Source organism: Candidatus Tisiphia endosymbiont of Nemotelus nigrinus (assembly GCF_964026475.1).
GTDB lineage: Bacteria > Pseudomonadota > Alphaproteobacteria > Rickettsiales > Rickettsiaceae > Tisiphia.
Genome location: NZ_OZ032151.1, coordinates 1,423,093 through 1,437,317 on the forward strand (window position 1 = coordinate 1,423,093; position 14,225 = coordinate 1,437,317).

The window sequence follows — 14,225 nt, forward strand, 5'->3', positions numbered from 1 at the left end:
AACGGTGAAAATTAAGAAAAAAATGAAAATTAATATTAGTGCTAGCATTTTTATTGCTATAATTATGATATTACTTAGTCAGGTATCTTTTGCTAACGTAGGTAGGATAAAAATTGTTACTAGCATAACCCCACTAGCAAGCATTATAGCGATGTTAGTGAAAGAGCAAGCAGAAATTGTTGCTATTGCCAATAACAATGATTGCCCACATCACTATAATTTGAGACCTAGTGATCTCAAAAAAGTCAAAGATGCAGATATTGTATTTTATATAGATGAGCAATTTGATGGCTTTGCTGGCAAATTAATGAATGGTCATAGTAAAAATGTCATTAAAATTAGTAATTTTAATAGGCTAAGAATTATTAGTAATGACTCCTATGATAATTGGCATATTTGGCTTGATTTAGATAATGTAAAAATACTATTAGAACAATTATCTCAGATATTATCTCAACGATTTCCTGAGATTAGTTCAGCTATTTACCAGAATCTTGAAGAGGCAAAAAAACAAATAGACGATCTTGCGAAAATCAAACATCAAAGATTAGTGTCTTTAACAGATGTGATCTTGCTTAGTGATAGTTTAGAATATTTTTTTGATAATGGCCAAAAAAGCGTTGCAAAATTATATAGCTCTGATCAAAAGAGTCTGAAATATATTAGTAATCTTGAGCATTTATTAAGCATGTCTAGTAGCAAATGTTTATTGCTAAGTCTCGATCAAGATGTTGCTCTGTATAAGAATTTTAAGGTAGAAGTAGTGGTAATTGAAAGTGAGAATTGGCAAGTGACTAACATCAATAGTGATTTATTTTATGATCAATATTTAAAAATAATTAATCAAGTGTCTAAATGTTTAAATTACTAAACCCTTATTTTTTTAGTAAGTTAGTACGAACCATGCTACCATTATTGCTAGTTGCAATGTTGGTAACAATGGGGTTGGGGTTATACCAAGCTTTGATAGTCTCGCCACCAGATTATCAACAAGGTGATATGGTCAGGATTATGTATGTTCATGTACCAGCTTCTTGGATGGCACTAGGGGTTTATACATTTATAGCTATTTGTAGTTTGTCTAACCTAGTGTGGAAGACTAAAATGTCATTCTTAGTGGCAGTGGCAAGCGCTCCTATAGGAGCAGTTTTTTGCATGATTAGTATGGTGACAGGAGCGTTATGGGGAAAGCCTATTTGGGGAACATGGTGGGTTTGGGATGCTAGACTTACCTCAATGTTCGTACTATTCTTGCTCTATTTAAGTTATATTGTGGTGGTGAATAGTGGTGATAGGATAAGCCGTACTGAAAAACCAGCTTCGGTGATTGCTCTGATTGGTTTTATCAATGTTCCTATAGTAAAATTTTCGGTAAATATTTGGTATAGTTTACATCAGCCAGCAAGTGTTTTAAGACTAGGTAGTCCGACAATTGATAATTCTATGTTATTGCCCTTAGTGCTAATGTTGATAAGTGCTATACTGTATTTTTTATTAGTATTGGGTTTGAGAACTTGCGTTTTAATCACCAAGTTCAAGGAGTATAACAATCTATGACTTATGTTGTTACCGATGAGTGCATAAAATGTAAATATACTGATTGTGTAGAAGTATGTCCTGTCGATTGCTTCTATGAAGGGGAGTTAATGTTGGTAATTAATCCTGATGAATGTATTGATTGTGGAGTGTGTGAGATTGAGTGTCCGGTTAAAGCTATTAAGCCAGAGTCAGAACAGCTTATTGATTGGATAGAAAGAGCTAAGTTTTTTTCCAGCAAATGGTCAAATATTACTGTTAAAAAACCAGCGCTACCTGATGCAGATAAATATAAGGATGAGAAGAATAAGTTTGAAAAATATATGGGGGAAGTTTGATTTATGCAAGCTTCTTCTCGACTTCCGCATTTTCTATTAAGAGATAGTTCGTTGCTACTAGACATTCGCAATGACGTTGTCTAGACGCCCGATTTCGTAATAATTAATTTCCAGAGTTAACGTCATCAATTAACCCTTCATTTGGTTCATATCACCCAGTTCTATCGAACCTTTATTTCTAAAATAAACTAATAATATGGCAAGACCTATTGCGGTTTCGGCAGCTGCTATTGTTAATATTATTATACTAAAAATTTGACCAGATATCTCATGTGCATAAGTAGAGAATGCTACAAAATTTATGTTTACAGCGAGCAGCATCAATTCAATTGACATCAGGATTGTTATGACATTTTTACGATGCATAAACAAACCGACCATTCCTATACTAAAAATCAGTGCTGACAAAATTAAATAATGCTCCAAAGTAATAGTACTAATCATATTGTATTTCTCCTACCCCTGCATTTAAACGTGGTTTGACCATTAATATGCTATTATCTTTGTTTGTAGCATGTTGCTTGGCAATATCCTGCCTCTTAACTCCACTACGATGTCTAATAGTTAGGGTAATACAAGAGATCATTGCCATAAATAAAATAATACCCGAGATTTGAAAAGGTAGAATATAGTCAGTATATAGTACCTGTCCAATAGCATGAGTATTAGTGACACCTGATGTTATCTCAAATTGGCTATTATTTAAAACTATACCTTTAGCCCCTAAGCAAATTATCAGGACAAGATCAGCAAACATAATGAGTGCTACAGCAATACTAATAAACAAGTTTTTTTTGAATTGTACAATAATATCCGTAAAACGAATATTCAACATCATGATAACAAACAAAAATAATACTGCTACTGCTCCAACATATATCACAACTAACATCATCGCTAAAAATTCTGCTCCTAACAAAATCATTAGCCCTGAACCGTTACAGAAAGTAAAGATCAGCCATAACACAGAATAAACAGGGTTTTTACTAATGACTACCAAACAACTACTTACAACCATTAGCCCGGCAAATAAATAAAAAAACATCTCCATAATTATCTATATTTATAATCATTATGTAGCTTAATTGCTAATTCTTGCTCCCACATATCACCATTCTTCAATAATTTTTCTTTGTCATACAGCAATTCTTCATGACTAACAGTAGCAAACTCAAAATTAGGACCTTCCACTATCGCATCAACTGGACATGCTTCTTGGCATAGACCACAATAAATGCATTTGGTCATATCAATATCATATCTAGTGGTACGCCTACTACCATCTACTCTTTCTTCTGCTTCAATAATAATAGCCTGAGCTGGACAAATTGCTTCGCACAGCTTACAAGCAATACAACGCTCCTCACCATTGGCGTAACGCCTTAATGCATGCTCACCCTTAAATCTCGGGCTTATCCGTCCCTTCTCATAGGGATAATTTATAGTTACTTTAGGCTTAAAGAAATATCTCAAAGTTAAACTAAGCCCTGATACTATTTCAAATAACAAAAAAGACTTCAGGTAATTAATTATTCTCATTTCATTATACACCAAAAATTTCTAGCACTAAGCATGTTTTACAATTTAATTTCCAATAATTCATTAATTCTAGCAATAGATAAGCTAGTAATTTTAGCTACTTCCTCAATAGAATTCCCCTTTTTTATCATCATTTTTATTAATTTAACTTCATCTCTAGTCTTAGCAATTTTGATAGCTTCTTCTCTAGATTTTTCTCATACCCCACATATTTTACAGGAGGGTTGAAATAATAAGTTGAAATAAGTGACTGAAAGTCTTTAATCTCCGCTGGGAAAAAGCAACCGGAGGTATTAGACACTGTTAACAAAGCTTATTCAATTGGTGAATAAAGTCTTTTTTGCTGCAAATTATAAGATTTTTTTGAAATAGCTATATTATTCCGGCAAAAATCTTATTAATTTTCACTAAAAAATCCATTAATTCATCAATCAAATAAGCTTTGTTAACAGTGTCTAATGGACTCTCAATCACTATACCAAGTATTATACATATTTTTAGACTGGCATCCAGCACGAATTAAAACATTTGCAGAATTAATCTGTGCAGTAGTAAAAGCTAACTGTGAGAATCAAAGAATTAGTGCTGTATGTCACTTCTAAAGGTAATTTACGTGCCAAGTATAGGAAATGTTAATATAAGACACTGAATAATGGTAGTATAAAATTATGGATTTGCAAAGAGAATTAATGTCACTTCTTAATATAAAAATTAGCAAAATATAGAATTGTTGAAAAAAAGTATAATTCTTACCATTTTTGTATTAGTGCGAGTATATATTTAGGGTATTATACTAAATAGGAAATAAATATAAGAAAAAGTTTTGTATGATAGATGATGCTAAAATAGAAAATATAGACTTTGGGAATGCATTATCAGAGCGTTACCTCTCTTATGCTCTATCAACAATTATGTCACGATCTTTGCCTGACGTTCGTGATGGATTAAAACCAGTCCATCGTAGATTATTATATGCCATGCTGCAATTAAGGTTAGACCCAACCTCTGGTTATAAGAAATGTGCAAGAGTTGTCGGTGATGTGATTGGTAAATATCACCCGCATGGTGATGGTGCAGTTTATGATACATTGGTACGTCTTGCTCAAAGCTTTTCTCTCAGATATCCACTAATTGATGGACAGGGAAATTTTGGTTCTATTGATGGTGATAACGCTGCAGCTATGCGTTATACGGAATCACGAATGACTGAAATTTGTACCTTATTAATGTCAGATATAGATCAAGATACTGTCGATTTTCGTGCTACCTATGATGATTCGGATACTGAACCAGTCATTATGCCTGCTATGTTTCCTAATTTACTGGCTAATGGTTCAGAAGGTATAGCAGTTGGAATGGCAACCAGTATACCACCACATAATTTACATGAATTATGTGATGCACTAATATATTTAATTGACCATCCTGAATCAAAGGTCAATGATATTTTACAATTTGTCAAAGGTCCTGATTTTCCAACAGGCGGCATAATCGTTGATAGAATCGACTCAATCCACCAAGCTTATAGTGTGGGACGTGGTAGTTTTCGAGTAAGAGCAAGATGGGCAAAGGAAGATTTAAGTTATGGTCTATATCAGATAGTAATTACTGAAATACCTTATCAAGTACAAAAATCTAAACTTATTGAGCAAGTAGCTGGTTTGTTAAAAGATAAAAAAATTCCTTTAATAGGTAATATCAGGGATGAATCAACGGAAGATATAAGGTTAATTATTGAACCCAGAGATCGTAATTGTGATCCTAATGTTATTATGGAGTCATTGTTCAAATTAACAGTTCTAGAAAATAGAATCCAACTTAATATGAATGTTATAGGCTCAAATAATATTCCTAAAGTAGCTAATATATTGGAAATATTGCAGGAATTTTTATTACATCGGCAAAATATTATTACTCGCAGATCTAAATTTCTTATTGGCAAAATTGAACATAGATTAGAAATTCTTAAAGGTTTAAGAATAGCTTACCTCAACTTGGATGAAATAATTAAAATTATTCGTGAAGAAGATGAGCCCAAGCAAGTAATGATCGCTAAGTTTGGTTTAACTGATCTGCAAGTTGAAGCAATTCTCAATACAAGATTACGATCTTTAAGAAAATTGGAAGAACAAGAAATTATTAACGAACATAATTTGCTAGAAAAAGAGCATGCAAATCTGCAGAAAATTTTACAAGATCCGAGTGAATTAAAGAAAATAGTTAAGAAAGAAGTTAAAATGGTGCAAACAAAGTTTGGTTTTAGCACTAAATTGGGATTACGCCGAACTAGTTTTGAAGAAGCCAATATTGTCGCTCAGATTGTTGATATTTCAGCTTTTATAACCAAAGAACCTATTACCATAATTTGTTCCAAAATGGGTTGGATTCGCTCTTTGAAAGGTCATAATAATGATTTATCAACTGTAAAATACAAGGAAGGAGATGCAGAAAATTTTATTCTAGAAGGCTATACTACTGATAAAATCCTTATATTCAGTGCATCGGGGCGGTTTTTCACTATTCTAGGCGATAATATATCTAGAGGGAAAGGCAATGGCGAGTCGATAAAGCTGATCATAGATATCGGCAATGAAGAAATAGTAAGCATGTTTGTTTATCAACCTGCCCAAAAACTTTTGCTGGCCAGCAGTATTGGCAAAGGATTTATTATTGATTCAGATGAAGTAGTCGCACAAACTAAGCTTGGTAAGCAAATTATGCAGGTTTCTGAAAATCATTATTGTATTGCTTGCGTGCCGGTAGATGGTGATTGTCTAGCTTGTATAGGTGAAAACCGAAAATTATTAGTATTTAATTTAAGTGAAGTACCAATTATGAAACGAGGGCAAGGCGTAATTTTGCAAAAGTTCAAAGATGTCAAACTGATGGATGTTAAGATATTCGATAGCAGCTTAGGATTAAGTTGGAAAATAGGAGAAAAGACTAGGATAGAGAAAGATCTTTTACCATTTCGTGGGCGACGAGGTGCCGTTGGCAAGATGCCTCCTAGTGGATTTCCTAAAAATAATAAATTTTCCTAGTGTTACAGTTGTAGATTGAATAGATTCTCTAACCCGGATATTGCATGAAGGTATCAATATATCTTCTCTTTTTTGACTGTGTTTTCTTCTAATTTCTGTAAAAATTCTATTTAAATAACCTTGGTACTATATAACTGTGTAACATTAGACCTTTATTTGTAAGATTAATGTAACCTTTATCGCCTAATTCCTCATCCCACCGAAGTAAGGCTAGCTTTTTATAGTATGCTACCTTTTGTCTATCCAGAATCTCAAATAATTGCTTACCAGTTCTTTTTTGTATAATGTCAATATTTAGACCTTTTTCAAGACGTAGTCCCATCATCAACATTTCCTCAACTATTTCTTGCGTAGAAAGTTTATTAATATACTGAATACCACACCCCAAACTATTAACAATTTGTAACCATTTCTCGGGTTTATGCCACATCATGATACTATAGAGATTAGATGTAGCACTACTATCATACATATTAACTCTACTATGGCTACCCGGACCTATGCCTAAATAATTATTATATTGCCAATATGTCAAATTATGCTTACATTCATGACCTAATATGGCATAATTTGATATTTCATATCTAAGATATCCTTGGGACTTTAAATATAAATTAGTCCATTCATACTGATCAGCTGCTTGATCTGAGCTTGGTATAGTTAGATCTCCATCATTAAATAATTTATAAAATAACGTACCTTTTTCGATGGCTAGTTGATACAATGAGATATGACCTGAGGCAAGTCTCATAGCTCTAGCAAGTTCATCTTGCCAACTTTCTAGAGTTTGGTTACTTCTTGCATAAATTAGGTCAAAAGATATTCTAGGGAAAATACAGCGAGCTGTCTCAATAGTTTTGATTGCTTGCCCCACATCATGTTGTCGCCCTAAACTCTTTAAGTCATTTTCTACTAGAGACTGGACACCAATTGACATACGATTTACTCCAGCTAGTCTAAAATCCCTAAATTTCTTAGTTTCAAATGAAGTAGGATTTGTTTCTAAAGTAATTTCTGTTTGCTCATCTATTGTTGCTAGATTTGCTATTTTTCTAATTATTCCTTCAATAACAAATGGCTTCATCAAAGATGGAGTACCACCGCCAAAGAAAATAGATTTTATATATTTATAACCTATAACATCCTTGAAATGATTTAGTTCTAGTTCATAACATTTCAGCCAATCATCATGGTCTACTTTATCCGAGACATGAGAATTAAAATCACAATACGGACATTTTGACAAACAGAATGGCCAATGTATATATATCGATAATGGTTGTTTCATGTTTGATTTTACAATAAATACTTGGCAATTCGATGGCTTAACAACTACAAGTTGTCATTCTCGCGTAGTAGAAGAGAATATCTATATCCTTGCTTTCTCAGGGACAAAATAGGATTGCTTAGTTGCCTTATACTATCCTCACGATGATAGGAGTAATGTTAATCAGGTTAGCTGTGTATGCCCACAATCTTAAATAATAGCAGCATAAACTCCCACCCCATTTCTTTTTAATAAGACCTATTTAAAGTAAATTCTAGTAAAGAAACTAAGTGATCTTTATAAATATTTTGTATGGGGATTTGCTTTAACAAATTATTAGCTTCATTGTTAATAGATGCTAAATAGTCGATAATCTGCTGATTAATACAATGTTCTACCATCAATTCTCGTATTATTTTAAACTCATTTTCAGATCTATTATCTGCCTTAATCATTTCTTGAATTTTTAACTGCCACTGTGCATCAAGCTTCTTATATAAGAAAATTAGCGGTAGAGTTATTTTTCCTTCTAGGAAATCATCCCCTATATTCTTACCAATATCACAACTATCTCCCAAATAATCAAATAGATCATCAATGATTTGAAAAATATTACCTAAATATCTACCAAATTTTTGTAAGATATTACAAATTTCGTTAGATTGACCAGAAATAATTGCTCCTACTTCACAAGATACACCAAATAATTCTGCAGTTTTTGCCATAATTATTTCATTATATTCTGTTTCATCAATAATTCTTCGCTGATTCAATTTCACCAATTGTGATACCTCTCCTTCCGATATGACTGCTGAAGCTCTTGACAAAGATTTCATTGCTTTAATAGATTTTGTATCGACCATTAGCTGAAATGATTGGCTAAATAAGAAATCCCCCACTAGAATACTAGTCTTGCTATCCCAGATAACATTAGCAGTAGGTTTGGATCTTCTCATGGTACTTTCATCTACTACATCGTCATGCAGTAAAGTTGCTGCATGAATAAACTCTACAGCTCCAGCAAGTTTTATATTATCTTCCCCTATATAACCAAACATTTTACTAGTTAAAATTGTTAGTAATGGTCTGATTCTCTTCCCACCAAATTCTAGCAAATATTTACCTATTACGTTAACTAGCTCCTCTTTGGTAGCTAAGTGTCTTATAATAAGCTTATTCAATGCAGAAAGCTCTTGGCTTAATTCTTTATGTATTATTTTTATAGTATCCAATTTACGTCTCTATTTTAACCTGATTGTTTCTATAGCTTAAAAGCCCAAGACGTCATTGCGAGGAGCAACAATGTAGCAACGTGGCAACCCAATCTAATGAAGTGGATTGCCATGACCACTATATGGTTTCGCAATGACGTACATGCGCCTCAAACGTTATTGCGAGAAGCCACTTTAGTGGCGACGAAGCAATTCACTTATGGTTACTTATGTGGATTGCTTCGTCAACCTATAGCCCTTTTTGCAATGACGTTATCCTACTTAAGACTGCTTCCTTTTCTAACTTTCGACAGATATGATCTATACATCTTCGCAAGATTTTTCTACCATTTTAAACTGCCCTGTTATTTTATACTCTCCTGCCAAACATCACTGTCAATCTCCAAGAAAGGTTGAACCATTAAGTGTTTTAATAACTTTTGATGCTCATTGAAATCAGGTATTAGCTCTTGTATTCTTTTTGTTATATTATCACCAACCCGTATTTTCCCCGAGGCTTTTTTATATAATGCTAGATAATATAGTGGTAAGAACTTATTGAGATCGACTGTGCCTATTTTTCCTTTTTCTATATTATTGGAATCTAATTTATATTCAAAACTTATATCATCTGAGTTAGAACCAGGATGATCTGATACAGTTTTTAAAAAATACTTGATACCCTCTTTGTATACCATACGACTATCTTCTGAAAATGTTTTAAATCTACCTAAATTTAATAAATAATTGGTTATAATATCAGTTACCTTTAAATAATTATTGACGACCACAAGACCATTAACATCAAATTTGCCAAATGAATTTAGCTTGCATTCACTTGACAACCGGAATCCAGTATTATTAGAAAATAAACTAAGATTATTTATTTGAGCTCTCATTACATCTTTTGTTCTAGCAAAAAAATTTATATCTAAATCAAAAATATATTGATGATTTTCTAATTCAGTTAAATTGAATTTATCTTTATTACTGTTAATATACTGTAATTCTTCCATTAATGATGAATTATTAGGGAATGCTGATATATATGGCAGTAAATACTGGATAGAGTTTAATATATTATCGGAAACCCCTGATTTCAAATCAATTTTTGATTCAACCTTAAGGTGGCTAGCACGATTACTTTCTTCTTCTCTATTTTGATATAAGAAACTAGTGCTAGAGTTTTGGATATTGCTTGCGAATTTGCTTGATATCATTTTTATTTCTAAATCATTAGCAAATTCACTATATATAGATTTATTTGTTTTTATATAAAACTTACCTTCAAAACTAAAAGGCATTGGCCAAGCAAATCTATATAATAAAAGACCAGCTGGTATCCTTCTGTTGATAACATTACTTTCTAAGATGTTTGTTGAATAAGTAATATTTAATTTTTGTGGCACATTATTTTTAAAATCTTCTAGATCAGTATAATATTTTTTCTTTTCTAGTGAGAATGAAATGATTGTATGATCTTCATCATATAGTTTCTGCCCGTCAACTAAATCAAAAATTTTGCTTTTATCAGATCTTAATTCCAACTTCTTGACAAAATTGATAATTTCAAATGGATCTTTTTTTTGTGTGAAAATCTTAAATAACTTCAAGCTTAAAGGAATCTTGGCTATAAAAGAATAATTATCACTTTCAAATTTTGCTCCAAACCCCAATTGAATAGGTTTATAACGACCTGTTGCATTACCAGAATAGGTGATAAAGCAGGCTTGTTTTAGTAAATCATAGCCTATATAAATCGGAGTATGAAATTCAATTATACTAGTCTCCCCCTCTTCATGCCACCCAATTATTTGAAAGGCAATTTTAAATGGAAAGCCATAGCTGGTAATTTTATTAAATTTAACAAAATATTTTCGTTCACTATCTATAGTATCAGCAGCGATATAACGGTTAGCATATTGTTGATTAATATTACTAGCTATAGAGCTAATAATTAAGAACCATGCAATGGTATAAATCAAAAGAGTTACAGCAATTACCACTGATATATATGTTAACGTTTTTCGCATGCTAATTACATAATTTTACATATTCACGGTTTAATTGTACTATATTCCAAAACCATAAAATAATTATAATAATAAAAATTGTTAGTAAATAAATTACTATTGAGTCACATGTGGCAGTAGGCAGCATAATAAATATAAAAGATTGAATAAAAGCTCCCAAAGATTTACCAAATTTAGTACTAGTAAGCTCAACAGCAGCTTTGCCTTTTGTTCGAAGTTCTAATGATAAAGGAATATATGCCATTTCCTTTGTTGAATCAAATAACGAATATTTAGTGGATTTACTTAAAATATTTTGTATTCCGCCAATAATTACAGCAGCATAAATTGGATTAAAGTCTTTGATACCACAACCTATATCTTCTGAGAAAATAACAAAGATAAAAAACATCATACCAGTTATCAAAAACATTAAGGGGGTTAATAATGCTGAAATTAACCAAGTAAATTTCCTAATCACATTACTGCCAACTATCATAAAAGTAACACAGGAAATTCCCATCCAAATATTAAATCTACCCATAAAATTTATATAATCTAACGTATTGGGATTAAGCTCTCTTACTTTAGCTTTCCATGGGCCTTCCACTATATTAGTAAGGGCTCCATAACAAATTATCAATAAAGCAATGCGTCCAACATATTTTGAGTTAATAATCAGCCTTATACTATCCAAAAGTGGTAAAGAGGTTTTCGCCTGTATTTGAGTTACGTTAAAATCAGCCATTAACCCTTTATTATTCAAAATAAGATAATTAATTAGCCTAAATAACAGCATTGCAATTATACCGACAGACACTATTATAGAAATAATCGGCTGTAACATTAATTCTGAATTATATTGCAAATCTTCATTTATTATAACTTGAGCATCTGACACCTCTCGTACATTTGAGAAAGCTACTAATACATTACCAGCTAAAATTAAACCAACATTACCTACCATTCCTAAAATTGGATAGAAACGTTTCGCTTTACTTGTATCAAAAATATTGTTAGCAAATTGCCAAAACATTAGATTAATAATTACTGCACTCCATAATTCTGCACAAATATACATGATAGCATAACTCCACTTACCCATTATCTTGATAAACCACCGAAAATTAGGGTACAAAGATACTAAATGTTCTATCTGCTCAACATTTGGATGATAAAGCTGTTGATTAGGATAAATGACATAGGCAAATATCAGAAAGAACAACAAGAAACTTGAAATTATTATATAAAAAATATATTCAAAACGTATGTGATTACTGAGTTTTACATATAATACAGCGAATAATATAGAAGATGGCAAAACAAACCAAAGTTTTAGAAAACTGATGACCTCTGCTCCCATTGAGGGTACGACCAATCCGTCTTTAACGGATCTCAATGCACCAAAATTAAAAAGAACACACAGCATCATTAATGCCATAGGTAGAAAAAGCTTCAGTTCTTCTTTTTCTATTGGCCAAATGATTTCCTGAATTTTAGAAAAAATATTTTTGAATGGTAACATTATATTACACAAAGAATTACCTAAAGATAGATGCTATATTTGACATATAATATAGCTAACCAGAATAGTATTTACCTACAATCTTAAGAGCAGTAAAAACTAATTAGCTCTTTACACTAAAAAAGCACTTGTCACAAACTTAGTTAATGTCGGTTGTAAGAATGTTTCTAATTCTTTACTGATTTCATCAATATTTTCTATTTTATTACCATCACGACTTAATGTCATTTCGCCAGAAGTAACATGTTGCATAACAGATTTAATTATTTGCTTATGGTCATGCTTACCATCCATATATCGCAGAGCAAATTTCTCAAAAAGATTAATAGCTATAACTTCATGTCTTTGATTAGTCACTAACATACTGGAGGTATAAGTTACCTGATATGAAATAAGCTTGGATGCTTTAGGTTTATCAAGATTTACTTCTTTCCTAGTATTTTGCAACGTGATATTAATATATCCTTGCAATACTAATTTCATGGCATTAGCTAAAAATTCGGTCTTTATTTCATTCAATTTTGTTCCCTGTAATTTTTTATTACTACTCACAGCAATTTTATCAAAACTCATAGGGTTATTGATATTCTCAGAGAAAGTATATAGTATCGCTTTAATATAAGGAGAAGATGTTGATAAACTATTATCTTTATTACCATTATAAAAAAACTTCTCTACTTCGAATGAATTAAGATCTACATCAGTAAGAGGTTTTTCTGGCACTATATTAAATGTCATATTAAATTTAGTAATATCCTCATTACTGATGGCTCTATTTAATTTAATACTATTATGGCAAAGCAAAGTCGATCTAAATCGACGATTGGTGATGAAATCCATATATTGTTCAGTCCTAACAATATCATTTATCGCTTGTAATTTTTCTACCACTTTTGCCGGCATATTTCCTAAATACATGGTGGATATAGTACAATCAGACAGATATTGTAGATTATTTTTTCTAGCTTCATCCATAAATTCATGAAAATAATATTGCATATTATCTTCTTCTAAATGGTCATGACGCAAGTAATGGTCATTTTGCCTAGCAAGTAAATTGGCTTCATTTTTTAACACTTGAGCATAAGGGGAGTTGGAATCTTCCAAACTATCATTAACGAATTCAAGTAACAATCTAGATTGAGCAATTTTATCTTGAATAGTATTAAAGGTATTTGAGTGATAAAGCATCATATCTCTTATAGTACGCACCATATTCCAGCCAGGTAGCGTATTATAACTAATATACACGATGCCATTTTCTGATAAATTTTTAGTACTTACCTCAAAAATCTTATCCTGGACAAATTTTGGTACCCAAGAGATTACTCCATGACAAATTATATAATCAAATTTACCAAATGATTCATCAATATCTGTAATAGAGCAATGTAGAAATTCTATATTTTTAAGATTTAATCCTTCTTTATGTTTATTAGCTTCATCTATTTGCACTTTAGATAGATCGACCCCAACAAAATGTGCTTTAGGATAATTAACAGCATGAGGTATTAAATTACCGCCTGCAGCACACCCTAACTCTAACACTCGTGCAGTTTCAACAGCTGGTGGTTTCATACCAAATAACACAGCAAGTGTCTGCAGATGATATGGATTGGTAAGGGAATACGGATAACTCTCGTAAGGTACTTCATCGTATGTATTATGAGGAGCTGAGGTAAGCTCTAAATTAGTAGTCATATGTTCTCCATACTAAATTTAAATGTATTATACACTAAAAAACTCAATGCACTAA

Annotated in this window: 11 protein-coding genes and 1 pseudogene; 4 read left to right on the forward strand and 8 right to left on the reverse strand. The window is 31.9% G+C overall.

Annotated elements, in window-relative coordinates; all coding sequences use genetic code 11:
* Positions 1-22 precede the first annotated feature (22 nt).
* Genes AAGD39_RS06745 through fdxA form a run of 3 tightly spaced genes read left to right on the forward strand, consistent with a single transcriptional unit; the run spans position 23 to position 1,874 of the window.
* The gene (locus tag AAGD39_RS06745) at positions 23-871 is read left to right on the forward strand and encodes a metal ABC transporter substrate-binding protein (RefSeq protein ID WP_341756582.1); all 849 of its coding nucleotides are present in this window, start codon (positions 23-25) and stop codon (positions 869-871) included.
* Positions 856-1,557, forward strand: coding sequence for a heme ABC transporter permease (locus AAGD39_RS06750; RefSeq protein WP_341756583.1), 702 nt, complete (start codon positions 856-858; stop codon positions 1,555-1,557). The genes AAGD39_RS06745 and AAGD39_RS06750 overlap by 16 nt, the downstream gene beginning before the upstream one ends.
* Positions 1,554-1,874, forward strand: a complete 321-nt coding sequence (gene fdxA / locus AAGD39_RS06755) for a ferredoxin FdxA (protein WP_341756584.1) — start codon at positions 1,554-1,556, stop codon at positions 1,872-1,874. Before AAGD39_RS06750 ends, fdxA begins: the two co-directional genes overlap by 4 nt.
* Before the next feature lie 129 nt (positions 1,875-2,003).
* Here the strand turns inward: fdxA and nuoK are convergent, their stop codons facing one another.
* From nuoK to nuoI, 3 genes are read right to left on the reverse strand one after another with little or no spacing between them, the layout of a single operon-like run.
* A complete protein-coding gene (gene nuoK, locus AAGD39_RS06760) occupies positions 2,004-2,318 on the reverse strand; it encodes an NADH-quinone oxidoreductase subunit NuoK (protein WP_341756585.1) in 315 nt (104 codons plus the stop codon).
* Positions 2,311-2,925 (reverse strand): NADH-quinone oxidoreductase subunit J, encoded by a 615-nt coding sequence (locus AAGD39_RS06765; RefSeq protein ID WP_341756586.1) that lies wholly within the window; start codon positions 2,923-2,925, stop codon positions 2,311-2,313. Before AAGD39_RS06765 ends, nuoK begins: the two co-directional genes overlap by 8 nt.
* Before the next feature lie 2 nt (positions 2,926-2,927).
* The gene (gene nuoI / locus AAGD39_RS06770; RefSeq protein ID WP_341757261.1) at positions 2,928-3,407 is read right to left on the reverse strand and encodes an NADH-quinone oxidoreductase subunit NuoI; all 480 of its coding nucleotides are present in this window, start codon (positions 3,405-3,407) and stop codon (positions 2,928-2,930) included.
* An 836-nt stretch (positions 3,408-4,243) separates the two neighbouring features.
* Here nuoI and parC point away from each other — a divergent pair.
* Positions 4,244-6,454, forward strand: a complete 2,211-nt coding sequence (gene parC / locus AAGD39_RS06775) for a DNA topoisomerase IV subunit A (protein WP_341757262.1) — start codon at positions 4,244-4,246, stop codon at positions 6,452-6,454.
* Between the two features lie 106 nt (positions 6,455-6,560).
* Here the strand turns inward: parC and hemW are convergent, their stop codons facing one another.
* From hemW to AAGD39_RS06800, 5 genes and pseudogenes are all read right to left on the reverse strand, one after another.
* Positions 6,561-7,742, reverse strand: a complete 1,182-nt coding sequence (gene hemW / locus AAGD39_RS06780; RefSeq protein WP_341756587.1) for a radical SAM family heme chaperone HemW — start codon at positions 7,740-7,742, stop codon at positions 6,561-6,563.
* A 227-nt stretch (positions 7,743-7,969) separates the two neighbouring features.
* Positions 7,970-8,953, reverse strand: a complete 984-nt coding sequence (locus tag AAGD39_RS06785) for a polyprenyl synthetase family protein (protein WP_341756588.1) — start codon at positions 8,951-8,953, stop codon at positions 7,970-7,972.
* Positions 8,954-9,297: 344 nt separating this feature from the next.
* Positions 9,298-10,965, reverse strand: coding sequence for a hypothetical protein (locus AAGD39_RS06790; RefSeq protein WP_341756589.1), 1,668 nt, complete (start codon positions 10,963-10,965; stop codon positions 9,298-9,300).
* A gap of 1 nt (position 10,966) precedes the next feature.
* The gene (locus AAGD39_RS06795; protein WP_341756590.1) at positions 10,967-12,469 is read right to left on the reverse strand and encodes an Npt1/Npt2 family nucleotide transporter; all 1,503 of its coding nucleotides are present in this window, start codon (positions 12,467-12,469) and stop codon (positions 10,967-10,969) included.
* 111 nt (positions 12,470-12,580) lie between these two features.
* A pseudogene (locus tag AAGD39_RS06800) lies at positions 12,581-14,137 on the reverse strand (methyltransferase regulatory domain-containing protein); the annotation flags it as partial.
* Positions 14,138-14,225: the final 88 nt, after the last annotated feature.

Coding starts and splice junctions, on each gene's coding strand:
- AAGD39_RS06745 (WP_341756582.1), top strand. CDS start 23: ATGAAAATTAATATTAGTGCTAGCATTTTTATTGCTATAATTATGATA.
- AAGD39_RS06750 (WP_341756583.1), top strand. CDS start 856: ATGTTTAAATTACTAAACCCTTATTTTTTTAGTAAGTTAGTACGAACC.
- fdxA (WP_341756584.1), top strand. CDS start 1,554: ATGACTTATGTTGTTACCGATGAGTGCATAAAATGTAAATATACTGAT.
- nuoK (WP_341756585.1), bottom strand. CDS start 2,318: ATGATTAGTACTATTACTTTGGAGCATTATTTAATTTTGTCAGCACTG.
- AAGD39_RS06765 (WP_341756586.1), bottom strand. CDS start 2,925: ATGGAGATGTTTTTTTATTTATTTGCCGGGCTAATGGTTGTAAGTAGT.
- hemW (WP_341756587.1), bottom strand. CDS start 7,742: ATGAAACAACCATTATCGATATATATACATTGGCCATTCTGTTTGTCA.
- AAGD39_RS06790 (WP_341756589.1), bottom strand. CDS start 10,965: ATGCGAAAAACGTTAACATATATATCAGTGGTAATTGCTGTAACTCTT.
- AAGD39_RS06795 (WP_341756590.1), bottom strand. CDS start 12,469: ATGTTACCATTCAAAAATATTTTTTCTAAAATTCAGGAAATCATTTGG.